Below are 23,425 nucleotides of genomic sequence, written 5' to 3' on the forward strand. Positions count from 1 at the left end.
CTCCCCCACCCCCCTCCAGTCGCCGCCCCCCGGGCCCGCCCTCCTCCCCCTACCCTCCTCGCTTTACCTTGTGGGGGGGGGGGGGGGGGCCGCCCGCCCCCCCCCCCCCCCCGCCACCGGAAGGGGTGAATGCACGTAACTTTCGCACCCCGGTCGCGTTCCGTCGCGCTACGAGGCGATTCGCATACGCAGAGTCAGGCCACGGCCTGTCATGGGGCCGCCGGGGAACACCGGCCGCGGGGCGACCGGGCGGACGTCAGTTCCCGGGGTGGACCCAGGGGTTGGGGCGGCACTTGATGCCTTCGATGTCCAGGGACTTGGTCTGCTGCTGCATCACGGGGGCGAGGGCGCCGGGGGTGCGGCAGCTGACATGGCCGTTGCCGAGCCGGTGTCCGACCTCGTGGTTGATGAGCATCTGGCGATAGGCGAACATCGCCTTCGCCCCGAAGGTCTCCGAGCCCTGCGCCCAGCGGAAGGCGTTGATCATCACCCGCGAGGTGGAGGCGGAGTCGCAGGAGACGTTGTCGACGGTGGTGTCCAGGTCGGACTTGGCGCACCAGACGCCGGTGGTGCCGGGGCTGGCGAGCGTGATCACGAACTCCGGGTCCCCGCTGGAGATCCGCTCGAAGGTCATGGCGCCCTTGCCGGCCCAGCTCCGCTCGTCGTTGAGGGTCTTCTGCACGGCCTCGGCGAAGAGCTTCGGGTCGAGCCCGAGCCCCTTCTCGACGTCGACTCGGTACCGGATCTTGCGCCCCTTGCCCGGCGCCTTGTCGAAGCCGCCCACGGCCTCGAACTCGCCGGAACCCTTCAGCTTCGGGTCGATGGGGAACTGGCGCGCCATCAGCTGCTCGTACGTGGCCGGCTCGGCGGGCGCCACGGGTGCCGTCCTCGGGGGTGCGGGACGCTCGTCGGAGCGCGAGGCACCGCCCTGGTCGACGGCCCGGTCCGTGGGCCCCTCCGCCGAGCGGGCGACGGCGCTGCCGGCGTCCCGGTCCGCGACCTGGCCGGCGACGACCACGGCGAGGACGGTGGTGACGGCGGCGGCCGCGATGCCGGTGAACGCCCGGCCCTTGCCGCCCGCCTTGGCCGGCGCCTCCTCGGGCTGCTCCTCCGGCAGGTCGTCGGGGAGGTCCTCGGGGTCCCGCTCCCTGCGCGGAGCGGGGATGAAGGGGGTGCGCCCGGTGGTACCGGCGGCACCGGCCCCGTCCGGCGCGTTCCCCAGGGTGCCCGGCCGGTCGCCGTGGCGTCCGGGCGGCCGGGGCATCGTCTCGGTGTGTTCGGGGTGCCCGCCCCGTACGGCCGTGTCGACGGGGGCGGTGTAGACCGGGGTGCCGTGCATCGGCGTGTCCCAGACGGGACGGCCGCCGCCGCTCTGGCCCCGCGCGCCGGGCTGCGGCGCCCCGTACGCGCCGGGCCGCTGCCCGTAGGTGCTCGGTCCCTGCCCGTACGTGCTCGGCGCCTGCCCGTAGGGGCCGGCCCCCTGCCCGTACGTACGCGGGCCCTGCCCGTAGCCGCCCTGGGCGTACGGGTCCGGAGCGTGGGTGCCCTGACCCGGCTCCTGGTACCGCTCCTGCGGGCCCGTGTCCTCGACGCCCTGCGCGCGCCTGCGGCGCCCCGTCCCCTGCCCTGCGGCCTCCCGCCGCCCCGGATCAGCGGGGGGAGCGGGCGCGGGGCCCTTGCGACTATGTCGTCCCACGCCCCGGATCAGCTCCCGCCACTGTCGCTGCTGTCGCCACTGCTGCCGCGCTTCTCTGCGTTCTCTACGCGGCCTTCGCCCTGTTCGTTCAATTCGATCAGTTCCCGTACGGCCTGGGCGACCGTCTCGGGGTACTCCATCATGGCCACATGTCCGGCGTCCGGGAGCGTCAGGAGGCGCGAGCCGCGGAACGCGGCGGCCGCCCTGCGCGCCATCCGGTACGAGACGAGCTGGTCACGGCCACCGTAGATGAGCAGCGTGGGCGCGAGTACCCGTTCCGCCTGCCGCCACAGTCCGTGTTGACCGCCCAGCGTGTACGCGTCGACGATGCCGCGCGAGGAGCGGGCCATGACGTCCCAGAAGTACGGGAGCTCCAGACGCCGCTCCATCTCCTCCACGGCGTGCCGGAAGCCCTCGTCGGAGACCCTGCCGACGTCTCCGTAACAGAGGGCGAGCATCCCGCGGACCCGCTGTTCGGGCGTCCAGTCCCTGGTCAGCCTCGCGAAGAGGGGCGCGACGCCCGGCATGGCCAGGATCACGGTCGGCCATGCGGTGCGCTGGGCGCGCAGCTCGGGCAGGGCCGGCGAGACGAGGGTGAGGGTGCGGACCAGGTCGGGACGGACGGCGGCGACCCGGGTGGAGACGGCTCCGCCGAGCGAGTTGCCGATCAGGTGGACCGGGCCGCGGCCGGAGGCGTCGAGGAACCGGATGACGGCCCGGGCGTGTCCGGTGACGGAGTAGTTGCCGTCGTCGGGCGGCGGGGAGTCGCCGAAGCCCGGCAGATCGACGGCCTCGCCGTCGACGAGGTCGGCGAGCAGGGGCATCAGGGCCGACCAGTTCTGGGACGAGCCGCCGAGGCCGTGGACGTAGAGCGCGGGCGCGAGGCCCGGCCGGTCGCCGGGGCGGGCGCGGACGGTGAGCGTGAGCCCGGGCAGCGAGACGGAGCGCAGCCGCTCGCCGTCGGCGACCCGTACGGCACGGGTCCGCGGCGAGGACGGTGCGGCGGCGGTCCGGGTCTCCGGCGGCTCGGTCGACGACATGGCCGCAATATTACGAGACGATCACGCGGGGACGCGTGTGTGTGGCGTCACAGGTTCGGGTGCGCCGCACGGAGTGTGCTCCTACGCTCGTAGAGAGGGCCATCGGAGAGGACCCGCATGCTGGAAGGAATCCGCATGACTGTCGATCCGAACGAGCCGGACACATTCGCCGACGAAGAGGACGACGTGCTCGACGAGGAGATTCCTGAGGCCGACGCCGCGGAGCAGCGCGCCGAGGTGCAGCAGCGCGAGGACGAGCCGCACACCCATGTAGAACGGGACTCCGCGAACGAGGCGGACTCGTCCGAACAGGCGCGTGTCGTCGCTCTCGACGAGGACGACTACCGCTGATTCGTTCGGTTTAATGTTGGATCGCCTATCGCCCTCGGCGTCCGGTCCGTGAAATTCTGCGTCCGCACCGCGCACAGCCGGGTTACCCAAAAGTACGATGGCGGGCGCGGCGCCACACAGCGCATGGATCGATTTTTGGGAGGCGGCGTGACAGCCATCGAGCAGACAGAGGCAGCACGCCCTCGGGGCACGCGCCTGCCGCGCCGAGCCCGACGGAACCAGCTCCTCGGGGCGGCCCAGGAGGTGTTCGTCGCCCAGGGGTACCACTCCGCCGCGATGGACGACATCGCGGAGCGCGCGGGCGTCAGCAAGCCCGTGCTCTACCAGCACTTCCCGGGGAAGCTCGAGCTCTACCTGGCCCTGCTCGACCAGCACTGCGAGGCGCTGCTCCAGGCCGTGCGCACGGCCCTGGCGTCGACGACGGACAACAAGCTCCGGGTCGAGGCGACGATGGACGCGTACTTCGCGTACGTGGAGGACGAGGGCGGCGCGTTCCGGCTCGTCTTCGAGTCCGACCTGACCAACGAGCCCGCCGTGCGCGAGCGCGTGGACCGGGTCAGCCTGCAGTGCGCCGAGGCGATCTCGGACGTGATCGCCGAGGACACGGACCTGTCCAAGGACGAGTCCATGCTGCTCGCCGTGGGTCTCGGCGGTGTGTCGCAGGTCGTGGCGCGCTACTGGCTCTCCAGCGAGTCGCCCATCCCGCGCGACAAGGCGGTGGCGCTGCTGACCTCGCTGGCGTGGCGCGGTATCGCGGGCTTCCCGCTCCACCCGACGGACGGCCAGCCGCCCACCGAGGGCCGCTGAGCCCCGGATGTTCGCTCCTGGCGTTCCGCCGGTGCGCCGTGCGGATCGCCTCACCGGGCTAATGTGTGCAGCGTACGGCGCGGTAGACGCGCAACGCTGACCGTTCGGAGGGACATAGCCGTGGAGGTCAAGATCGGCGTGCAGCACGCACCCCGGGAGATCGTTCTGGAGAGCGGGCAGTCCGCCGAGGAGGTCGAGAGCGCGGTGGCCGACGCGCTGGCCGGCAAGGCGCAGCTGCTCAGCCTCACGGACGAGAAGGGCCGCAAGGTCCTGATCCCGGCCGACAAGATCGCGTACGTGGAGATCGGCGAGCCGGCGGTGCGCCGGGTGGGCTTCGGCGCGCTCTGAGACGTACGGGGAAACAGGGGAAGGGCCCGGCGGATTCGATCCGCCGGGCCCTTCGTCCGTCCGGGTGGGCTCCGGGTCCGGCCCGGTGCACGGACTCGGGCAGAAGGTGCAGGTGAGGCGGGCGAGGAGGATTGCGTCGGAGTCGGTCCGGGTAGGACGGCCTACGACCGAATGTCCCGCCCCGCACCGCACGCGAGGTGATCCCGTGTTCCTGGAAGCCCTCGGCTCCGCCCTGCTCGGACTCGCCCTGGCCTGGGCCGCCGTGCACCGCCTGCCCGACCGCCTCCCCGCACGCGGGGTCGTGCTCACCACGGGCACGCTCGGCGCCGTCTTCGGCGCCCTGGTGACCCATGGCGCTCTCGGCCCCGGCCACGCCCTGGCGACGCTCCTCGGGGCCGTGGCGATCGCGACGGTCCTGCTCTCGCTGCTGATCCGCCCGGCGACACGCCGTCTGCGCCGATCAGCGGCGGCGTGAACAGCGCCCACCACGCAGACCCGTCCACGAACGGGTTTCCACGACAGACCTCCACGAACAGGCCTCCACGAACAGACGTCGGCGGCCCCGCGGTCCGAGCCGCGGGGCCGCCGACGCGTGTGTCGCGGTGTTACGCCGCCAGGCCCAGCGCGGCCATGCGCTTGGTGTGCGCCTCGGTGATCCGGGAGAACATCCGGCCGACCTCCGCCAGGTCGAAACCGGCGGCCATGCTGTCGACCCCGCCGACGAGCATCGTGGACAGGGCGTCGCGCTCCGCGACGACCCGCTGGGCCTGCGAGAGCGCCTCGCCCATCAGCCGGCGCGCCCAGAGCGCGAGCCGGCCGCCGACGCGCGGGTCCGCGTCGATCGCGGCGCGGACCTTCTCCACGGCGAAGTTGCCGTGACCGGTGTCGTCGAGGACCGACAGCACGATACGGCGCGTGTCGGAGTCGAGCCGGGCCGCGATCTCCCGGTAGAAGTCGCTCGCGATCGAGTCGCCGACGTAGGCCTTGACCAGGCCCTCCAGCCAGTCCGAGGGCGCGGTCTGGCGGTGGAAGTCGTCGAGGGCCTTGGCGAACGGCTCCATCGCGGCCGTCGGCTCGGCGTCCACGGCGGCCAGCCGGTCGCGCAGCTGCTCGAAGTGGTGGAACTCGGCGGAGGCCATCTTCGCCAGCTCCGCCTTGTCCGCGAGGGTCGGCGCGAGCTTGGCGTCCTCGGCGAGCCGTTCGAAGGCCGCGAGCTCGCCGTAGGCCAGCGCGCCGAGCAGGTCGACGACCGCGGCGCGGTAATGCGGCTCGGCGGACGCGGTGGCCCAGTCCTGGGCGGCGATACCGGTGGGCTCCTCGGCGGTCTCTCCGGTGGTCGCTTCCGCGTTCTCGTCGGCGGGCGTGGCGTTGTCAGGCGTCTCCATGAAGCGCACAATAGCCCGCTCCCCGAGGCCCCCAGGGCGCCGGTCGGTCACTGTGACCGCGCCCTCATCACCAATTGTCCCAACACACATGCGCGAATCCGGGGTACAGTGGTAAAGCGCCTGCTGAGTATGCGGACAAGTTTTCGCACGTTCGGACGTACTCGGTGGGCCGGCTCATGAATGAGGATGCCCGGTCGGTGGCCCGACTGGCTCCGACCCGACAGCCCTCCCCGCGCACCCGCAGGAGGGACCCTCAAGCGGCACGACGCTCGAGCGACGGCAGTGGTCCCGCGCCACCCGGCTGTGATCCTTACGTCGATCCGGCCGGAAGCGAATCGGCACGGTACGACCCCCAGCGTTCGCCTCGCGCCGCGTCTCACAGAAGAGGCAGCACCCTGACTACGACTTTCCGAGAGCTCGGGATCCTTCCCGAGACGGCCGAGGCGCTCGAAGCCGTCGGCATCGTGACCCCCTTTCCCATCCAGGAGATGACCCTCCCGGTCGCCCTCTCGGGCACCGACGTCATCGGCCAGGCCAAGACCGGCACGGGCAAGACCCTCGGTTTCGGCCTGCCCCTCCTGGAGCGCGTCACCGTCCCCGCGGACGTCGAGGCCGGCCGGGCCAAGCCCGAGCAGCTGACCGACGCCCCGCAGGCCCTGGTCGTCGTTCCCACGCGCGAGCTGTGCACCCAGGTCACCAACGACCTGCTGACCGCCGGCAAGGTCCGTAACGTCCGCGTGCTCGCCATCTACGGCGGCCGGGCGTACGAGCCCCAGGTCGAGGCGCTCAAGAAGGGCGTCGACGTCATCGTCGGCACCCCGGGCCGCCTGCTCGACCTGGCCGGCCAGCGCAAGCTGGACCTGTCGCACGTCAAGGCCCTCGTCCTCGACGAGGCCGACGAGATGCTCGACCTGGGCTTCCTGCCCGACGTCGAGAAGATCATGAACATGCTTCCGGCGAAGCGTCAGACCATGCTGTTCTCGGCGACCATGCCGGGCGCCGTCATCGGTCTGGCCCGTCGCTACATGTCGCAGCCGACGCACATCCGCGCCACGTCGCCCGACGGCGAGGGCGTCACCGTCGCCAACATCAAGCAGCACGTCTTCCGCGCGCACTCCATGGACAAGCCGGAGATGGTCTCCCGCATCCTGCAGGCCAACGGCCGCGGGCTCGCGATGATCTTCTGCCGTACGAAGCGCACGGCGGCCGACATCGCCGAGCAGCTGCAGCGTCGCGGCTTCGCCTCCGGCGCGGTCCACGGCGACCTCGGCCAGGGCGCACGCGAGCAGGCCCTGCGCGCGTTCCGCAACGGCAAGGTCGACGTGCTCGTCTGCACCGACGTCGCCGCTCGCGGTATCGACGTCGAGGGCGTCACGCACGTCATCAACTACCAGTCGCCCGAGGACGAGAAGACGTTCCTCCACCGCGTGGGCCGCACCGGCCGCGCGGGCGCCAAGGGCACGGCCGTCACCCTGGTCGACTGGGACGACATCCCGCGCTGGCAGCTCATCAACAAGGCGCTCGGGCTGGACTTCCACGAGCCGGTGGAGACGTACTCCAGCTCCCCGCACCTGTACGAGGAGCTGGACATCCCGGCGGGCACCAAGGGCGTCCTGCCCCGCGCCGAGCGGACCCGTGCGGGTCTGGGCGCGGAGGAGCTGGAGGACCTGGGCGAGCCCGGCGGGCGCGGTCGCAAGAAGGCCGCCGCACCGGTCGCCGAGGAGCGTCCGGAGCGTACGCGCACCCCGCGCCAGCGCCGCCGTACGCGCGGTGGCTCCACGGCCGGCGAGACGGTGGAGACGACCACGGCTCCGGCCTCGGCCGCTCCGGCCGCCGTCGCCGACCCGGCGGCGGAGGACGCGCCGCGCACCCCGCGCCGCCGTCGCCGCACCCGCGCCACGGCCGTGTCGAACACCGCCGTGTCGACGGCCGCCGCGCCGGTCGTCGAGGCCGCTGCCCCGGTCGTGCCCGCCCCCGTCGTGGAGGCGCCCGCCCCGGTCGCCAAGGCCCCCGTAGCCAAGGCTCCCGTCGCCAAGGCCCCGGTCGCCGTGGTCGCGCAGGCCAAGCCCGTGGACGAGGCCCCGAAGGCGGCCCCGCGCCGCCGTCGTGCGCGCATCGTGCAGCCCGAGGCCGAGACGGTCACCTTCCAGACCGTGGAGACCGCGGCCGCCGCCCTCGCGGCGGCGAAGCCGGCCGCCGAGGTCGCCGAGCCGGTGACCGAGACGGTCGAGGAGCCCAAGAAGGCGCCCCGCCGTCGCGCGGCGAAGAAGGCCGTCGCGGCCGAGGTCGTCGAGGCCGTCGAGGCGGCCCCCGCCGCCGAGGCCGTCGAGGAGCCGAAGAAGGCCCCCCGTCGCCGTACGGCCAAGAAGGCCGTCGCGGCCGAGGCCGTCGCGGTCGTCGAGGCCCCGGTCGTCGAGCCCGTCGTCGAGGAGGCCCCCAAGGCCCCGCGCCGCCGGACGACGAAGAAGGCCGTCGCCGCCGAGGCCCCGGACGCGTCCGAGCCGAAGACGGCGCCCCGCCGCCGTACGACGAAGAAGGCAGCCGCCGCTCCGGCGGAGGCCGCGGCCGCCGAGACCGCCGAGGCCCCCAAGGCCCCGCGCCGTCGCACGACGAAGAAGGCCGCCGCCGCCCAGCCCGAGAGCTGACGCGCCGACGCACCCTCCGCAGTGGCCCGGTCCCTTCCCAGGGGCCGGGCCACTGCGCCGTCCTGCCCCCGCTGAACAGCGGTTACAGTCCCCTTATGAGCAAGCCCCGGTCCCTGGCGCTGCCGCCTCGCACCCGTGCCTACCGGCTGGAGACCACGCGCGGCGGCTTCGCCGTCCTGGACACCGCGCCCACGGGCGAGACCCGCGGCACGGCGCTGCTGCTGCCCGGCTACACCGGCAGCAAGGAGGACTTCCTCGCCCTCCTCGGCCCGCTCGGCGAGGACGGTTTCCGTGCCGTGGCCGTCGACGGGCGCGGCCAGCACGAGACTCCCGGGCCGCGCGGACGCCACGCCTACAGCCGCCGCGCACTCGCCCTGGACGTGGTGGCGCAGGCCGCCGCGCTCGGCGACGGTCCGGTGCATCTGCTCGGCCACTCCTTCGGCGGACTGGTGGCCCGCGCCGCGGCGGAACTCGCGCCCGCCGCGTTCCGCTCGCTGACGCTGCTCTCGTCGGGGCCCGGCCGGGTCGCCCGCCCGCAGCGGATCAGGGTCCGGGCGCTGCGCGGTGCGCTCGCCGTGCTGCCCAAGGAGCGGGTCTGGCTGGCGACGCGCTGGCTGGACAGCCGGGGCGAGGAGCCGGGGACCACCGATCCGCCGGAGATCGTACGGTTCCTGCGGCGCCGCTGGATGGGCACCAGGATCGCCCAACTGGCGGGCGCGGGGCGCCTGTTGCTGCGAGACCCGGACGGTACGGCACGGCTCGCCGCGCTGGCGCTGCCGGTGCACATCGCGTACGGCGCGGAGGAGATGGTCTGGCCGGTGCCGGGCCTTGCCGCGGCGGCGACGAGCGTGGGCGCGCACCACACGGTGGTCGCGGGCGCGGGCCACTCCCCCAACGTCTCGCACCCGGAGGAGCTGGCGGCGCGTCTGGCGGCGTTCTGGGCCCACGTGGACGCGACCGCGGCCGGAGCGGTCGGCTGAGCCAGGCGAGGCTTTCCGGAGACGACCTGGGGCCTGCCTTTCGGATCAGGCCTGGTACCGCGGCTGGAGCTGGGTCTGCAGGTGCTGCCAGAAGCCGTCGCGCAGCGCTCTGCGCAGCGCGGCGTGGCCGCGGAGGGAGCGGCTGAGGAGTTTCTCGGCCTCGATGAGCAGGTCCTGGTCGACGGGTCCCGGCAGGTACGGGTGTCCCGGCAGCAGCTCGGCCATCGCGTCGCCACCCCGTTCGGCGAGCCAGACCGCGGCGATCTGGGCCCCGACGAAACGGACCTCCTCGCGGGAGGGCGGGGGCTCGCCCTCGTTCTCGTACGTCGTGACGGGCCGTCGGCTGACGTACGGGCGGCAGAAGTCGAGGTCGAAGGTGCGGCGGCTGTCGACCTCCCAGAGCAGCGGTTCGGCCTGGTTGCGCCCCTCGGCGGCCTCGATGCCCCAGAGGTGGACGCGGGCCCCGTAGCCCTGCGCGGCCTCGACGGCGGGGACGAGGTCCTCGTCGCCGCCGACGAGGGCGGCGTCGCTGATGGCGCGGTGCCGGGCGAGGGACTCCAGGTCGGAGCGGATGAGGGAGTCGACGCCCTTCTGCTGGTTGTTGGCGTTGAGGTTGCCGAGCCGGACCTTGACGTCGGGAAGTTCGGCGATGGCCTGCTGCTCGGGTGTGTGGATGCGGCGCCGGGCTCCGTCGTACCAGTAGACCCGCAGCAGCCGGCTGTCGGCGAAGATCGTGCGGGCCTTGTCGATGAAGGCCTCGATGAGTCCTTCGGCGTCGAGGTCGAAGGAGCGCCGGTCCTCGGTGCCCGCCACCAGCAACCCGGCCGAAGCGTAGACGTAACCGGCGTCGACGAAGATGGCATGGGTCGAGGGGGTCTTCGCCACCTCGGCCAGCATCCGCCGGAGGAGCTCATTGGTGTGCTCCAGGCGGTCGCGCAGCTCGTGGACGGGGTCACCGGACGGCGTGGGGGAAAGCTCGGCGTCGTTCATACGGGCCTCATTCTGCGCCGGTCGCGCGGTTCCCGCCAATGTCCCCTACCGCTTAGTAGTTAGCCATCCAAAAAATTTCCTTAGCGTAGGGAATGTTTGCAGGGTGCATCCCGTTGGATGTCCATGTAGCACGCAACACAGTTCTCCAACAGGAGGATCAACTCCAGACGAAGGGAGAAGCCCATGCGCTTCGAAATCCTGCGACTCGACGACATCGACGGCACGCCCGTCGACCGGACCGTCGTGGACGCCGCCTCCGTCAACCGGATCGTGCAGCAGGCCGCCTCGATCGGCCAGCGCATCTGGATCCGCCCGGCCGAGACCTCGGCCTCATAACAGGCACCGCTGAGACGCACCGCGCCCCCGCACGGACTCCGTGGACACGGAATCCGTACGGGGGCGCAGTGGCGTCCGGGGCCGCGCGGGTCACGCCCCCTGGATGACCTGGGTGACGCCGTTGATGATCTGCTGCACGGCGATGGCGGAGAGCATCATGCCGGCGAGCCGGGTCACGAGCACGACGCCGCCGTCCTTGATGACCCGGATGATCAGCAGCGAATAGCGCATGGTCAGCCAGAGGACGACGTGCATGGCGACGATGGCGGCCCAGACGGAGACCTGCGCGCCGACGCCGTCGGCGTGCTGCACGGCGAGGATCACGGACACGATCGCACCGGGCCCGGCGAGGAGGGGCATGCCGAGGGGGACGAGGGCGACGTTGACGTCCTTGGTCTGCTTGGGCTCGTCGGTCTTGCCGGTGAGGAGGTCGAGCGCGATGAGCAGGAGGAGCAGACCGCCGGCGATCATCAGGGCGGGTACGGAGACGTGGAGATAGGTGAGGATCTGCTGCCCGAGGATCCCGAAGACGGTGATGACCCCGAAGGCGACGGCAACGGCCTGCCAGGCCATGCGCCGCTGCACCTTGGCGGGGCGGCCTGAGGTGAGGGCGAGGAAGATCGGGGTGATCCCGGGCGGATCCATGATCACAAAAAGGGTCAGAAACAGCGAGCCGAAAACGGCGACGTCGAACACGGTGTGCCTTGCGTGATGGGGTGTACGAGTGGGTGATGGGTGGTGGGGCTGCCGCACGCACCGGGAGCGACGGGCCCACGCGACGGCCGGCGGCCGGCCCCCTACGGGAGGTGCCGGGGCCGCTGGAGCACGCCGGGGGCTCCAGGCGGACGTGACCCTCCCCGGGAGCGCCGTCGGCGTTCGTCCGGGAGCCTCGGGATCCGGCCGGGCGGGCGCGCGCCGAGACGCTGCGCCGGCTCGGCGCGCGCCGGGGGCCGGATGTCCTGGGAGGGGCCCCTTCGAGACCGGGGTGTGCGGGAGCGGTTGCCGGTGCGGTGCGGCTAGCGGTGCTGTCCGCCGGCGCCGGGGACCGGGAAGGCTCCCGTGGCCCGGCGGGTGATCTCGCCGTAGATCTCGGGGTCCGTCATGTACTCGCCGAGCCCGCACGTCTTCCGGCTGCCGTGGTAGTCGCTGGACCCCGTGGCCAGCAGCCCGAGCTCCTTGGCCAGCCCCCGCAGCCGCGCCCGCGTCGGCTCGTCGTGGTCCATGTGGTCGACCTCGATGCCGTCGAGGCCCGCCTCGGCGAGCCGCGCGATCGCGGACTCCGGGACGACCTCGCCCCGCTTGACCGCCGCCGGGTGCGCGAAGACCGTGACCCCGCCGGCCGCCTTGACCAGCCGGACCGCGTCGAACGGGTCGAGCTCGTGCTTCCGCACGTACGCCCGGCCGCCGTCGGCCAGCCACTCCGGCGTGAACGCCCCGGACACATCCCGTACGACGCCGAGTTCGACCAGCGCCTCCGCCACGTGCGGGCGGCCCACCGAGCCGTCCCCCGCGATCCGGGCGACCTGCTCCCACGTGACCGGGACGCCGAGCTCCTGGAGCTTGCCGACCATCGCCCGCGCGCGCGGCACGCGGTCGTCCCGGACCAGTTCGCGCTCGGCGGCCAGCTCCGGCTCCTCGGGGTCGAAGAGGTACGCGAGCATGTGCAGACCGACCCCGTCCACGCGGCAGGACAGCTCCATGCCGGTGACGAGCGTCAGACCTTCGGGCAGCGCCGCGATCGCGTCCGCGTACCCGCGCGTGGTGTCGTGGTCGGTGAGGGCGACGACGTCCAGCCCGGCGCCGGCCGCGTTGCGGACGAGCTCCACCGGGGTGTCCGTACCGTCCGACGCCGTGGAGTGGGTGTGCAGGTCGATGCGCACGACGCGGTACTCCAGGGCTCGGGGGGGGCGAAGGGGACGCTCCAGCATAACGGGCGCATCGCGCACACCGGCCCGCCCGCGCCCCGCGCCCGGACCCGGCGCCCGGGCCGCCGCGCCCCCGGACCCGGCGCCCGGGCCGCCGCGCCCCCGGACCCGGCGCCCCGCCTACGTCAGCAGACGCGGCGTCAGCGCCCCGCAGGGCAGCAGTTCCACCTCGGCGCCCGCGTCCCTCAGGTCCGTCAGCACCAGCTCGTCATACATCAGCAGCCCCGACTGCTCCGGCCAGACGATCGCCCACAGCCACAGGCCGCGCGCCTCCCCCGCGAAGACCGCACGGTCCTGCGGGGTCCCGGTCACGTGCCACAGGGGCGTCGGCCGCCCCGCCGCGAGCACCTTGGTCTGGGCGGGCTTGTCGATGGCCATCCCCGCACCGGGGTCGGGTCCGTCGATCCCCGCGTACCGCGCTCCGAGTCCGACGCCCAGCTCCTCCGCCACGAGCAGCAGCTCACCGATCCCGCCCAACGGCCCGGGACCCGAACAGGCGACGGCGGTCGCGCGGCCCCCGCTGCGATCGTCACCGGCGTACGCGACCCCGGTGAAGAGCCAGCCGACCGGCAGGGGCCACGGCATCCAGACCGGCACCTGAGCCCGGTGCACCACCACACCGAGGGCCTCGACGCTGGGCGGGATCACGGGCTGCAGCGGGTGCACCGAACCATGCACGTCACACTGCCAAGAATCGGCAAAAAGACCGGGCGCCCTGACCCGGCCACCGCACTTCGGGCAACTGGGTTCGCCCCTCATAGGGCCCAACGGTCCTACCCCGCCGCGCCCGCGTCAAGGACGATCACCCGTCCGGACCGACCAGTTCACCCCGAGTGATTCACACCACAGCGCACCCGTCACTCCGGCACCTCGGGCCGCGCAGGCATGTCCCACAGCACGGGCCCGGCCGGTCAGTCCAGCGTCACCGAGCGCCGGAGCGGGTCACGCAGGTCCGTGCCGTTCGCCAGCCAGCGCTCCTGGAGCGCGTCCGCGCCGTGCACCCGCTTCCACGCGGCCTCGTTGGACGTCATCGGCAGCAGCGGCAGGAACCGGACCGGATCCATCGGGTCGTCGAGGTCCAGGTCCTCCACCAGACCGCCCGGCTCCGCGACGAGCACCGAGCTGAACGGGGCCCCGGGCCAGAGGGGTTCACCCACGTCGAGCGAGGCACCGGCGGCCACGACGACACCCTCGACCTGCGGGGTCGACGCGAGCACGGCGAGCGGGCGCAGCACCTTGTCGGTCTCGGCGAGCCCGGCCCGTACCGAGAGCACCAGCTCCGCGCGCGGACCCTTCACAGGATCGGCGAGCGCGGCCGTCGGGTCGGTCATCGGTTGCGCCGACATCCCGAGGGTCGCGTACCTCACGACGTCGCCGTCGATGAAGCGGAGCACCTCGATCCGGTCCGTGCCGAGAAACGTCACCGCGGCGCGCGCGTCCGGTTCGCCGAGCGCCGAACGCAGCCGGGCCTCGACCAGAGCAAGAACTTCTCCCATGCGGTGAGCATAAAGCGCATGGGAAACGGGCAATGAAAGGGATTGACCCTCTGTCGGCTGATAGTCTTGGCCGCTGGTCGGTACTCCCGACCAACTCGTCATCCCCCAAGGGGGACCGGCCGGAGGAGGTGGGGCTGCGTGGATCGAAGTCGATCGGGCAGTACCAACCGCTCTTCCGCCCCCGCACCCGAGCCCGGTGCGTTCCTCCCGGTGATCTGAGGCCTTCCGCATCCGGTCCGCCCACCGTCACCCGGCATCTCGCACGACGGAAGAGCACTTCGCCTTTGCCTGTCTGTAGCGAACGCCGTCACCGCGGTTCCGCGGTGCCGCCCGCTTTGTGGACGACGTAGCTCCACGTCCCCATTCCGGGCTGTGCCACGCCTCGCCGACGGCTTCTCCGTGAAGGAGCATGCCAAATGTCGATGATCCGTGACCTGCGTGCCGCGGTCCGCCCCTCCCTGCGCACCTCGCTGCGCAAGCCCATCGCCGGCGGCGCCTCGCCGTACGCGAACTACGACGCGACCCGCGACCCGTCCGCCTCCAGCGCGGTCGTCGACTGTGCGGTCTACCGCGACGGGCGGCGCGTCGACGACCGCGCCTGCCTCACGCCGCGCGGCGCGATGCGCCAGGTGCGGGAGAGCGGGGGCTTCGCCTGGATCGGTCTGCACGAGCCGACCGAGGCCGAATTCGCCGGTATCGCAGCCGAGTTCGGGCTCCACCCGCTCGCCGTCGAGGACGCCGTCCACGCCCACCAGCGGCCGAAGCTGGAGCGGTACGACGACACCATCTTCACCGTCTTCAAGACGATCCACTACGTCGAGCACGCCGAGCTCACCGCCACCAGCGAGGTCGTCGAGACCGGCGAGGTGATGTGCTTCACCGGCCCCGACTTCGTCATCACCGTCCGGCACGGCGGGCAGGGCTCGCTGCGCAACCTCCGCCACCGCCTCCAGGGCGAGCCGGAGCTGCTGAGCAAGGGCCCCTCGGCCGTGCTGCACGCGATCGCCGACCATGTCGTCGACGGCTACATCGCGGTCGCCGACGCCGTCGAACTCGACATCGACCAGATCGAGATCGACGTCTTCTCGCCCCCGGCGAAGGGCTCCACGCGCGGCACGGACACCGGGCGCATCTACCAGCTCAAGCGCGAGGTACTGGAGTTCAAGCGGGCCGTCACCCCGCTGCTGCGCCCGATGGCCCTGCTGAGCGAGCGCCCGATGCGGCTGGTGGACCCGGACATCCAGAAGTACTTCCGCGATGTCGCCGACCACCTCGCGCGCGTGCAGGAGCAGGTCGTCGCCTTCGACGAGCTGCTCAACTCGATCCTCCAGGCCAACCTGGCGCAGGCGACCGTCACGCAGAACGAGGACATGCGCAAGATCACCTCCTGGGCGGCCATCATCGCCGTCCCGACGGCGGTCTGCGGTGTGTACGGCATGAACTTCGAGCACATGCCCGAGCTGGAGTGGAAGTACGGCTACCCGATGGTGCTCGTCGGCATCACGGCGATCTGTTTCGCCATCCACCGCACCCTCAAGCGCAACGGCTGGCTCTAGGCGGCGCGCCGGCCGGGTCTCGATAGGCTGCGGGGCATGACAGACACGCTGCTCGGCCCCGCCCTCGTCGAGGAGGCCACGAAGAAGTCCGGCCTCATCTGGGTCCGGGGGACCCAGGGCGACGCCCCCGCCGCCCGCGCGCTCTGGCACGTCTGGCACGAGGGCGCGGCGCACGTCGTCGGTGACGGTCCGGGCGAGCAGCCGCTCCCGGGGCTCGTCGCGGGCTCGACGGCCGAGGTCACGGTCCGCAGCAAGGACAAGGGCGGCCGCGTCGTCGCCTGGACGGCCGCGGTGAGCGAACTGGCTCCCGGTACGGAGGAGTGGGACGCGGCGGTCGCCGAGCTGAAGGGCAAGCGCCTGAACGCGACGGACGGCGAGGCGATGCCGGAGCGCTGGGCCCGGGAGTGCCGCGTGCTCCGGCTGGCCCCGCTGGCCTCGACGACGGACCTGCCGACCGGTTCGCTCGCGGCGGTCCCGCAGCCCTCGGACGCGCTCACGCGCCGCCCGGCGCCCGCGGCTCTCCCGCGCCTGCTGCTCAAGCGCCGCAGGCGCTGACCCGGGACCGGCGCCGCAGGCGCCGACCCCGAGGCCGCGGTCCGGAGGTCAGGTACGCGGCAGCTGCTTGCCGTAGTCCAGCGTCTGGCCGGGGGCCGGGGCCTCCAGCGGGAAGTCCTTGTCCCACTCGGACAGGACCACCACGCCCGCTCCGCCGCCGCGCGCGAACTGGAGCGGGAACGGGGTCCCCTCCAGGGCGACGTCCAGCGTGCCGCCCTCGCCGTCCTCGCCGCCCTTGACCTTGACCGTACGGATGCCGCCGATCTTGTCGCGGTCGCCCTTCACGACCTGCCCGTGCAGGCCGATCAGGCCGTCCAGGAGCAGGTCCATGTCGGTGAAGCCGCGGAGCTGCTTGTACGAGGGGTCGTCCTGCGGCACCTTGACGTACTTGTCCTGGAGCTTGTCGGCGGCCTCGCTGTCGGCCTCCGAAGGAGTCCCGGACCCCTGGCCCCCGCCGTCGCCTGAGCCGCCGCCCTCGCCGTGCGTCCAGAACGCCGCGTCGGCCTTCATGTAGAGCGCGTCGCCGATCCGCAGCAGCTCGAACGTGCTGTTCTTCGTCACGACCGAGCCTGACGCGCCGTCGTCCTTGAGGCGCATGTTCAGCTTGAACGTGCCGCCCTTGCTGACCAGCGTCCCTGCGAGCCGGACGGCCTTCGCCGCGTCCGCCGCCGACTGCGCCTTCTCCTCGATCGCGTCCGGAGCCAGCTTCCCGACCCCGTTCGTCCCCTCGTCGGGGTCGTCCGCGCAGCCGGTCAGTCCGGCCGCGAGGCCGGCGCAGAGCGCCAGCGGCAGGACGGCCCTACGGATGCGCGCCGCGGGGACGCGCGCGGCGGTGGGGAGAAAGGGCACCTGCGCTGCCTCTCGTCGTCGGGGGTGGGAGAAACGGCAGACCGCAGCGTACCCGGGCCGCGCGCCGTCGCCGCAGGCAGCCGTACGGGCGCTCTGCCGGGGCGCCACGGATGGGCACGGGCTAGCCTGAACCCGGCATACCTCAGCAATGACCCGAATCGAGCGGCACCGAGGAGGCGCGTGGGATGGCGGCAGGCGCCCCTCGGATCTTCGTCTCGCACCTCGCCGGTGTGCCCGTCTTCGACCCCAACGGCGACCAGGTGGGGCGGGTCAGCGACCTCGTCGCGATGCTCCGGGTGGGCCGCCGTCCGCCCCGGCTGCTCGGCATGGTCGTGGAGGTGCTCAGCCGCCGCCGGGTCTTCGTCCCCATGACCCGGATCACGGGCGTCGAGTCCGGCCAGGTCATCACCACGGGCGTGGTCAACATGCGCCGCTTCGAGCAGCGGCCCACCGAGCGGCTCGTCCTCGGCGAACTCCTCGACCGCCGGGTGCGGATCGTCGGCACGGACGAGGACGTCACCGTGCTCGACGTGGCCATCCAGCAGCTCCCCGCCCGCCGTGAGTGGGAGATCGACAAGGTCTTCGTGCGGCGCGGCAAGCCCGGTGCGCTGCGCCGCAAGGGCGAGACGCTGACCGTGGAGTGGTCCGCCGTGACCGGCTTCTCCCTGGAGGAGGAGGGTCAGGGCGCGGAGAACCTGGTCGCCACCTTCGAGCGGCTGCGCCCCGCCGACCTGGCCAACGTGCTGCACCACCTCTCCCCCAAGCGGCGCGCGGAGGTCGCCGCCGCCCTGGACGACGACCGGCTCGCCGACGTCCTGGAGGAGCTGCCGGACGACGACCAGATCGAGATCCTCGGCAAGCTCAAGGAGGAGCGCGCCGCGGACGTCCTGGAGGCGATGGACCCGGACGACGCCGCCGACCTGCTCTCCGAGCTGCCGGAGGAGGACAAGGAGCGGCTGCTCGCTCTGATGCGGCCCGACGACGCGGCGGACGTCCGCCGGCTGCTGGCGTACGAGGAACGGACGGCGGGCGGTCTGATGACCACGGAGCCGATCGTGCTGCGGCCGGACGCCACGGTGGCGGACGCCCTGGCCCGCGTACGGCAGCAGGACCTCTCCCCGGCACTGGCGGCGCAGGTGTACGTGTGCCGGCCGCCGGACGAGACGCCGACGGGCAAGTACCTGGGCACGGTCCACTTCCAGCGGTTGCTGCGCGATCCGCCGTTCACCCTGGTCAGCTCCCTGGCCGACAGCGATCTGCCGCCGCTGGCACCGGACACCCCGCTGCCCGGTGTCGCCAGCTACCTCGCCGCGTACAACATGGTCGCGGCGCCGGTGGTGGACGAGAGCGGATCGCTGCTCGGCGCGGTCACCGTCGACGACGTGCTCGACCATCTGCTGCCGGAGGACTGGCGGGAGACCGAGTTCCACGGCGAGGAGGCCGCGGATGGGGGCTGAGCGCGCGCAGGAGCGAGAGCGGGAGCGGGAGCGCTCCCTGCCGCGGATCCGGCTCGACCTCCCGCGCGAGCGGCGGCCCAGGTTCCTTCCGGAGTACGACCCGGAGGCCTTCGGCCGGGTCTCGGAGCGGATCGCGCGCTTCCTGGGCACGGGCCGGTTCATCGTCTGGATGACGATCACCATCATCGTCTGGGTGCTGTGGAACATCTTCGCGCCGTCGTCGCTGAAGTTCGACGAGTACCCGTTCATCTTCCTGACGCTCGCCCTGTCGCTCCAGGCCTCGTACGCGGCCCCGCTGATCCTCCTCGCGCAGAACCGCCAGGACGACCGGGACCGGGTCAATCTCGAACAGGACCGCAAGCAGAACGAGCGGTCCATCGCCGACACCGAGTACCTGACCCGGGAGATCGCGGCGCTGCGGATGGGTCTGGGGGAGGTCGCGACCCGTGACTGGATCCGCTCGGAGCTCCAGGATCTGATCAAGGAGATGGAGGAGCGGAGCGACGGCCACCGCGGTCCTCGCGATCTATTCCCCTCCGCCGGCGATCGCGGAAGTGACGTACCCGACCGCTGACAGACTTTCCGGCGCCGGTGGTCCGCGCCGTACCATCTCCGTATGGCTACGGAAGACGCGGTGCGCGAAGCGCTGGCGACGGTGAACGACCCCGAGATCAACAAACCGATCACCGAGCTCGGCATGGTCAAGTCGGTGGAGATCGGATCCGACGGCAGGGTTGCCGTCACGGTCTATCTCACCGTCTCCGGCTGCCCGATGCGCGACACGATCACGCAGCGCGTCACGGACGCGGTCGCGGGGGTGGAGGGCGTCACCGGCGTCGACGTCACGCTGGACGTGATGAGCGACGAGCAGCGCAAGGAGCTGGCCTCGGCCCTGCGGGGCACGACGGCCGAGCGTGAGGTCCCGTTCGCCAAGCCCGGCTCGCTGACCCGGGTGTACGCGGTCGCCTCCGGCAAGGGTGGCGTCGGCAAGTCCTCCGTGACCGTGAACCTGGCCGCGGCGATGGCCGCGGACGGTCTGAAGGTCGGTGTCGTCGACGCCGACATCTACGGCCACTCGGTGCCCCGCATGCTGGGCGCGGACGGCCGGCCGACCCAGGTCGAGAACATGATCATGCCGCCGTCGGCGAACGGCGTGAAGGTCATCTCCATCGGCATGTTCACCCCGGGCAACGCCCCCGTGGTGTGGCGCGGCCCGATGCTTCACCGCGCACTGCAGCAGTTCCTCGCGGACGTGTACTGGGGCGACCTGGACGTCCTGCTCCTCGACCTGCCGCCGGGCACGGGCGACATCGCGATCTCCGTGGCGCAGCTCGTGCCGAACGCCGAGATCCTCGTCGTCACGACCCCGCAGCAGGCGGCGGCCGAGGTCGCCGAGCGGGCCGGCTCGATCGCCGTCCAGACGCACCAGAAGATCGTCGGCGTCGTCGAGAACATGTCGGGCCTGCCGTGCCCGCACTGCGACGAGATGGTCGACGTCTTCGGTTCGGGCGGCGGCCAGAAGGTCGCGGACGGCCTGACGAAGACCACGGGCGCCACGGTGCCGGTCCTGGGCTCCATCCCGATCGACGTCCGTCTGCGCGAGGGCGGCGACGAGGGCAAGCCGGTGGTCCTGAGCGACCCGGACTCCCCCGCGGGCGCGGCGCTCCGCGCCATCGCCGGGAAGCTCGGCGGCCGCGCCAGGGGCCTCTCGGGCATGAGCCTGGGCATCACCCCGCGCAACAAGTTCTGAAGGCCGAAGGGGCGCCGCTCACATCGAGCGGCGCCCCTTCGTCATGCCCGGTACCTACGCGTACGCGTCCAGGTCCTTGACCCCCGCGAACCCCAGTCCGTACGCGCTCATGCCACGCCCGTACGCCCCGATGTGCACCTCACCCGCGGAGCCGGCCAGCACCCAGCCGAACTCCGACTCCCGGTAGTGGAACGGCACCGGCACCCCGTCCACCGGCAGCGACAGCGTCGACCACTCCGGTCCCTCGAGGTCGTCCGCGAGCTCGAACGCCGTCTCCGTCTGCTGGTCCAGCCAGTCGTCCCGCAGCGCGTGGTCCAGCTGCGCGGGCCAGGTGTACGCCAGGAGCCCCGAGCCGGCCAGCCAGGCCGCGGAGGCGACCGTGGTCGCGTCCAGCACCCCCGTACCGTCCGCCGACCTGCGCACCGGGCTCGCCGCGACCGTCACGACGACGGCGAAGCGCTCCTTCTCGGCCCCGCTCGCGTCGGACTTTATGGACGGCTCGTCCCCGTGGCCCATCGAACCGTGCTGGACGGTCCCGTCCGCCGCCGTGCCGACCTGCATCAGCCAGCGCGGTCCGGTGAACGCGTCGTCGAGTCCGTACCAGGTGAAGGGTGCGCGCAGAAAGCCTTCGGCCGTACGCCGGGCTGCGGGCACTCCCTCCACCCGACTCGTCGTCTCCATCTCGGCCGCCTCCTCGATCCGTCGTGCCCGCGTCGGCGGACAACAGAGGGAGGATATCCACCGGTTGGCGTCAGGACGTGTCAGCCCAGGTCGTCAGGTCGCGTCGGAGTCGTACGGCGGCCGCTCGTCGGTGCCCGGCTTGTCCTGCTTCTTCAGCAGGTCCGGCGACGACCCGTTGACCACCGCGGGGACCGATGCGGGGGCGGCGGACGGCTCCGGCTCGCGCCCGTTCACCGCGTCCGCGACCTCGTTCATCTCCTTCTTGAGGTCGAAGCTGCTGCGCAGCTCCTTCAGCTCCTTGAGGTCCTCGTTGCCGTCCAGCTGCTTGCGCAGGAACGTCTTGGGATTGAGGTCCTCGAACTCGAAGTCCTTGAACTCCGGCCCCAGCTCCGAGCGGATGTCCTGCTTCGCGCTCTCGGAGAACTCACGGATCTTCCGGATGAAGCGCGAGACGTCCTGGATGACCTTCGGCAGCTTGTCCGGGCCGAAAACGAGTACGGCGAGGACCACGAGCGTCACGAGCTCGAGTATGCCGATGTCGTTGAACACCTTTGCTGCTCCTTACACGGGGTCCGGGGCCCGCTCCACGGTACCCGCCGAAACTGCCGGGCGGGTACCTTGCGGTGTCCCCCACATGGCGTTCAGTCGCCCTGCGAGGAACCGAGCGTCAACGTCTTGGTCTGTTCTTTGCCACCGCGCAGGAGCGTGAGCTCCAGCCGGTCGCCGGGGCGGTGGGCGCGGATCTTCACGATCAGCTCCTCGCCGCTGTGGACCCGCTGGCCGTCGACCTTCGTGATGACGTCACCGGCGCGGACGCCGGCCTTGGCGGCCGGGCCGCCGGGGGTGACCGAGGCGGAGCCGTCCTTGCCCTTCTCCCCGACGCGGGCGCCGTCGCCGTTGAACTGCATGTCGAGGCTCACACCGATGACGGGGTGGGTGGCCTTGCCGGTGTTGATGAGCTCTTCGGCGACCCGCTTGCCCTGGTTGATCGGGATGGCGAAGCCGAGGCCGATGGAACCGGACTGGGCGCCGCTGTCGCCGCCCGAACCGTCACCGGCCGCACGGATCGCGCTGTTGATGCCGATGACGCGGGCCTTGGAGTCGACCAGCGGACCGCCCGAATTGCCCGGGTTTATCGGGGCGTCGGTCTGGAGGGCGTCGACATAGCTGACGTCGCTGCCGTCACCCTTCTCGCCGCCCGCCGTGATGGGGCGCTCCTTGGCGCTGATGATGCCGGAGGTGACGGTGTTCTGGAGGTCGAAGGGGGCGCCGATGGCGACGACGGGGTCGCCGACGCGGACGTTGTCCGAGTTGCCGAGCGGCAGGGGCTTGAGGCCCGAGACGCCGGTGACCTTGACGACGGCGAGGTCGTAGCCGCTGTCCCGGCCTACCAGCTTGGCGTCGGCGGTCTCGCCGCTGCTGAAGGTGACGGTGATCTCGCCAGAGGAGGCGGCCGCGTCGACCACGTGGTTGTTGGTGAGGATGTGCCCCTGGGTGTCCAGGACGAAGCCCGTTCCGGTGCCGGAGGAGCCCGCGCCGCTGACGTGGAGGGTGACCACGCTCGGCAGGGCGCTGGCGGCGATCCCCGCGACGCTGCCGGGGGCCCGCCCGGCGTCCTCGGCGCCGGCCTGGGGCAGCTCGACGGTCGTGATGCCGCCGTTCCGCTCGACGTACGCGCCGACCGCGCCGCCGACGACGCCGGTGATGAGCGCGAGGACGAGCGCCGCCACGAGCGCGCGCCCACGGCGGGAGCGGGGGCTCTTGACGGGCGGCACGGAGCTGACGGTCAGCGGGGCGACCGGGGCGCCGGGTGCTCCCCACGGGTCGTACTGCACCCACTGGGCGGGCGGGGTCGGGACCGGCTGCGGGGTGGTCTGCTGCTGATGCGGTACGGGGACGTCGTGGGCCGGAGTCGCCACGGGCCGCTGCACGGGCGGGGCGGGGGCCCAGGGCCCGGGCCCGCCGTACGGCGGGGTCCGGTACTCGTCGGGCTCGTGCAACGGCTGCGGCTGCGGCTGCCCCCCGACCGGAACCTCGGCCCGGTCCTGAAGCCCGGCCGACGCCTGCTGGGGTACGGGTACGGCAGCGTGCGCGGCCTCCGGCACGACGGCGGCCTGGGCCGGGACCTCCGGGGTCGCGGTCCCGGCAGCCGGGACCTCCGGGCCGGCGGTCTCCTGGGCCGGGACCTCCATGGCGGCGGGCTCCGTGGCCGGGACCTCCATGGCGGCGGGCTCTTGGGCCGGGGCCTCCATGGCGGCGGGCTCCGTGGCCGGGGCCCCCGTGGCGGCGGGCTCCCGCGTCGCGGGCTCCGTGGCGGCGGGCTCCGTGGCCGGGACCTCCATGGCGGCGGTCTCCTGGGCCGGGGCCCCCGTGGCGGCGGGCTCCCGCGTCGCGGGCTCCGTGGCCGGGGGCTCCGGCGTCGCGGGGGCGGCGAGGGTGAAGTCGCCCTCGTCCGCGACCGGCGCCGCCGGTTCCGGTATGGCCGCCGGCGGTGTACTCGTCGGCCGGCTCCACCACTTCGGCTTCTGGCCGGTCGGCTTCCCGTCGTTCATGCTCTCCCCGCAACAGCTGGCCTGTC

The 23,425-nt window shown here is 72.5% G+C and carries 24 protein-coding genes; 12 read left to right on the forward strand and 12 right to left on the reverse strand.

What is annotated here, in order from left to right; genetic code table 11:
* Positions 1 to 256: 256 nt before the first annotated feature.
* Together ACFVGW_RS28360 and ACFVGW_RS28365 are read right to left on the reverse strand one after the other, a co-directional pair.
* Positions 257 to 1,696 (reverse strand): DUF3152 domain-containing protein, encoded by a 1,440-nt coding sequence (locus ACFVGW_RS28360; RefSeq protein ID WP_385853929.1) that lies wholly within the window; start codon positions 1,694 to 1,696, stop codon positions 257 to 259.
* 8 nt (positions 1,697 to 1,704) lie between these two features.
* The gene (locus ACFVGW_RS28365; RefSeq protein WP_385853930.1) at positions 1,705 to 2,736 is read right to left on the reverse strand and encodes an alpha/beta fold hydrolase; all 1,032 of its coding nucleotides are present in this window, start codon (positions 2,734 to 2,736) and stop codon (positions 1,705 to 1,707) included.
* 135 nt (positions 2,737 to 2,871) lie between these two features.
* Between ACFVGW_RS28365 and ACFVGW_RS28370 the strand changes: the two genes are divergently transcribed.
* From ACFVGW_RS28370 to ACFVGW_RS28385, 4 genes are all read left to right on the forward strand, one after another.
* Positions 2,872 to 3,087, forward strand: a complete 216-nt coding sequence (locus ACFVGW_RS28370) for a hypothetical protein (protein ID WP_352193004.1) — start codon at positions 2,872 to 2,874, stop codon at positions 3,085 to 3,087.
* 147 nt (positions 3,088 to 3,234) lie between these two features.
* Positions 3,235 to 3,894 (forward strand): TetR/AcrR family transcriptional regulator, encoded by a 660-nt coding sequence (locus tag ACFVGW_RS28375; RefSeq protein WP_385853931.1) that lies wholly within the window; start codon positions 3,235 to 3,237, stop codon positions 3,892 to 3,894.
* 120 nt (positions 3,895 to 4,014) lie between these two features.
* On the forward strand, positions 4,015 to 4,242 hold the full coding sequence (locus ACFVGW_RS28380) for a DUF3107 domain-containing protein (protein WP_352193002.1): 228 nt from the start codon (positions 4,015 to 4,017) through the stop codon (positions 4,240 to 4,242).
* A 205-nt stretch (positions 4,243 to 4,447) separates the two neighbouring features.
* Positions 4,448 to 4,717 carry a hypothetical protein gene (locus tag ACFVGW_RS28385; protein WP_352193001.1) on the forward strand — a complete coding sequence of 90 codons (270 nt, stop codon included), beginning with the start codon at positions 4,448 to 4,450 and terminating at the stop codon, positions 4,715 to 4,717.
* Positions 4,718 to 4,847: 130 nt separating this feature from the next.
* Here ACFVGW_RS28385 and ACFVGW_RS28390 read toward each other — a convergent pair whose 3' ends face one another.
* Complete coding sequence (locus ACFVGW_RS28390) at positions 4,848 to 5,627, reverse strand: ferritin-like fold-containing protein (protein WP_385853932.1); 780 nt, start codon at positions 5,625 to 5,627, stop codon at positions 4,848 to 4,850.
* A gap of 488 nt (positions 5,628 to 6,115) precedes the next feature.
* Between ACFVGW_RS28390 and ACFVGW_RS28395 the strand changes: the two genes are divergently transcribed.
* Together ACFVGW_RS28395 and ACFVGW_RS28400 are read left to right on the forward strand one after the other, a co-directional pair.
* Positions 6,116 to 8,272: a DEAD/DEAH box helicase gene (locus ACFVGW_RS28395; protein WP_385853933.1), complete on the forward strand. Its 2,157-nt coding sequence runs from the start codon at positions 6,116 to 6,118 to the stop codon at positions 8,270 to 8,272.
* A 95-nt stretch (positions 8,273 to 8,367) separates the two neighbouring features.
* Positions 8,368 to 9,252: an alpha/beta fold hydrolase gene (locus ACFVGW_RS28400; RefSeq protein ID WP_385853934.1), complete on the forward strand. Its 885-nt coding sequence runs from the start codon at positions 8,368 to 8,370 to the stop codon at positions 9,250 to 9,252.
* 45 nt (positions 9,253 to 9,297) lie between these two features.
* Here ACFVGW_RS28400 and ACFVGW_RS28405 read toward each other — a convergent pair whose 3' ends face one another.
* Positions 9,298 to 10,242 carry an NYN domain-containing protein gene (locus ACFVGW_RS28405; RefSeq protein WP_385853935.1) on the reverse strand — a complete coding sequence of 315 codons (945 nt, stop codon included), beginning with the start codon at positions 10,240 to 10,242 and terminating at the stop codon, positions 9,298 to 9,300.
* A 183-nt stretch (positions 10,243 to 10,425) separates the two neighbouring features.
* Between ACFVGW_RS28405 and ACFVGW_RS28410 the strand changes: the two genes are divergently transcribed.
* Positions 10,426 to 10,578 carry a hypothetical protein gene (locus ACFVGW_RS28410; RefSeq protein WP_086024648.1) on the forward strand — a complete coding sequence of 51 codons (153 nt, stop codon included), beginning with the start codon at positions 10,426 to 10,428 and terminating at the stop codon, positions 10,576 to 10,578.
* A gap of 90 nt (positions 10,579 to 10,668) precedes the next feature.
* On the opposite strand, the gene ACFVGW_RS28415 is transcribed toward ACFVGW_RS28410, so the two are convergent.
* The 4 genes from ACFVGW_RS28415 to ACFVGW_RS28430 all read right to left on the reverse strand — a co-directional run bounded on the left by ACFVGW_RS28415 (position 10,669) and on the right by ACFVGW_RS28430 (position 13,999).
* Complete coding sequence (locus tag ACFVGW_RS28415) at positions 10,669 to 11,274, reverse strand: MarC family protein (RefSeq protein ID WP_383228899.1); 606 nt, start codon at positions 11,272 to 11,274, stop codon at positions 10,669 to 10,671.
* A gap of 320 nt (positions 11,275 to 11,594) precedes the next feature.
* A complete protein-coding gene (locus tag ACFVGW_RS28420) occupies positions 11,595 to 12,458 on the reverse strand; it encodes a PHP domain-containing protein (protein ID WP_385853936.1) in 864 nt (287 codons plus the stop codon).
* Positions 12,459 to 12,623: 165 nt separating this feature from the next.
* Positions 12,624 to 13,262: a DUF6758 family protein gene (locus ACFVGW_RS28425; protein WP_383228897.1), complete on the reverse strand. Its 639-nt coding sequence runs from the start codon at positions 13,260 to 13,262 to the stop codon at positions 12,624 to 12,626.
* Between the two features lie 152 nt (positions 13,263 to 13,414).
* Complete coding sequence (locus ACFVGW_RS28430) at positions 13,415 to 13,999, reverse strand: suppressor of fused domain protein (protein ID WP_385853937.1); 585 nt, start codon at positions 13,997 to 13,999, stop codon at positions 13,415 to 13,417.
* 416 nt (positions 14,000 to 14,415) lie between these two features.
* Here ACFVGW_RS28430 and ACFVGW_RS28435 point away from each other — a divergent pair, with 416 nt between their 5' ends.
* Complete coding sequence (locus ACFVGW_RS28435) at positions 14,416 to 15,555, forward strand: magnesium and cobalt transport protein CorA (protein WP_383228895.1); 1,140 nt, start codon at positions 14,416 to 14,418, stop codon at positions 15,553 to 15,555.
* A gap of 36 nt (positions 15,556 to 15,591) precedes the next feature.
* A complete protein-coding gene (locus tag ACFVGW_RS28440) occupies positions 15,592 to 16,110 on the forward strand; it encodes a hypothetical protein (RefSeq protein WP_385853938.1) in 519 nt (172 codons plus the stop codon).
* A gap of 48 nt (positions 16,111 to 16,158) precedes the next feature.
* Here the strand turns inward: ACFVGW_RS28440 and ACFVGW_RS28445 are convergent, their stop codons facing one another.
* Entirely contained in the window at positions 16,159 to 16,959 is an 801-nt protein-coding gene (locus ACFVGW_RS28445; RefSeq protein WP_385853939.1) for a hypothetical protein, read from the reverse strand.
* 185 nt (positions 16,960 to 17,144) lie between these two features.
* Between ACFVGW_RS28445 and ACFVGW_RS28450 the strand changes: the two genes are divergently transcribed.
* The 3 genes from ACFVGW_RS28450 to ACFVGW_RS28460 are packed head-to-tail and all read left to right on the forward strand — an operon-like array spanning position 17,145 to position 20,166.
* Positions 17,145 to 18,416, forward strand: coding sequence for a magnesium transporter MgtE N-terminal domain-containing protein (locus ACFVGW_RS28450; RefSeq protein ID WP_385853940.1), 1,272 nt, complete (start codon positions 17,145 to 17,147; stop codon positions 18,414 to 18,416).
* Positions 18,406 to 18,990, forward strand: a complete 585-nt coding sequence (locus ACFVGW_RS28455) for a DUF1003 domain-containing protein (protein ID WP_385853941.1) — start codon at positions 18,406 to 18,408, stop codon at positions 18,988 to 18,990. The genes ACFVGW_RS28450 and ACFVGW_RS28455 overlap by 11 nt, the downstream gene beginning before the upstream one ends.
* Positions 18,991 to 19,032: 42 nt before the next feature.
* Positions 19,033 to 20,166 (forward strand): Mrp/NBP35 family ATP-binding protein, encoded by a 1,134-nt coding sequence (locus ACFVGW_RS28460; RefSeq protein WP_385853942.1) that lies wholly within the window; start codon positions 19,033 to 19,035, stop codon positions 20,164 to 20,166.
* Positions 20,167 to 20,220: 54 nt separating this feature from the next.
* Here the strand turns inward: ACFVGW_RS28460 and ACFVGW_RS28465 are convergent, their stop codons facing one another.
* The 3 genes from ACFVGW_RS28465 to ACFVGW_RS28475 form a co-directional block, all read right to left on the reverse strand.
* The gene (locus ACFVGW_RS28465) at positions 20,221 to 20,847 is read right to left on the reverse strand and encodes a hypothetical protein (RefSeq protein ID WP_383228889.1); all 627 of its coding nucleotides are present in this window, start codon (positions 20,845 to 20,847) and stop codon (positions 20,221 to 20,223) included.
* A gap of 93 nt (positions 20,848 to 20,940) precedes the next feature.
* On the reverse strand, positions 20,941 to 21,396 hold the full coding sequence (locus ACFVGW_RS28470) for a sec-independent translocase (protein ID WP_352191170.1): 456 nt from the start codon (positions 21,394 to 21,396) through the stop codon (positions 20,941 to 20,943).
* A gap of 92 nt (positions 21,397 to 21,488) precedes the next feature.
* Positions 21,489 to 23,399 (reverse strand): trypsin-like peptidase domain-containing protein, encoded by a 1,911-nt coding sequence (locus ACFVGW_RS28475; RefSeq protein ID WP_385853943.1) that lies wholly within the window; start codon positions 23,397 to 23,399, stop codon positions 21,489 to 21,491.
* Positions 23,400 to 23,425: the final 26 nt, after the last annotated feature.

This window comes from Streptomyces sp. NPDC127129, from assembly GCF_042671585.1.
Taxonomy (GTDB): domain Bacteria; phylum Actinomycetota; class Actinomycetes; order Streptomycetales; family Streptomycetaceae; genus Streptomyces.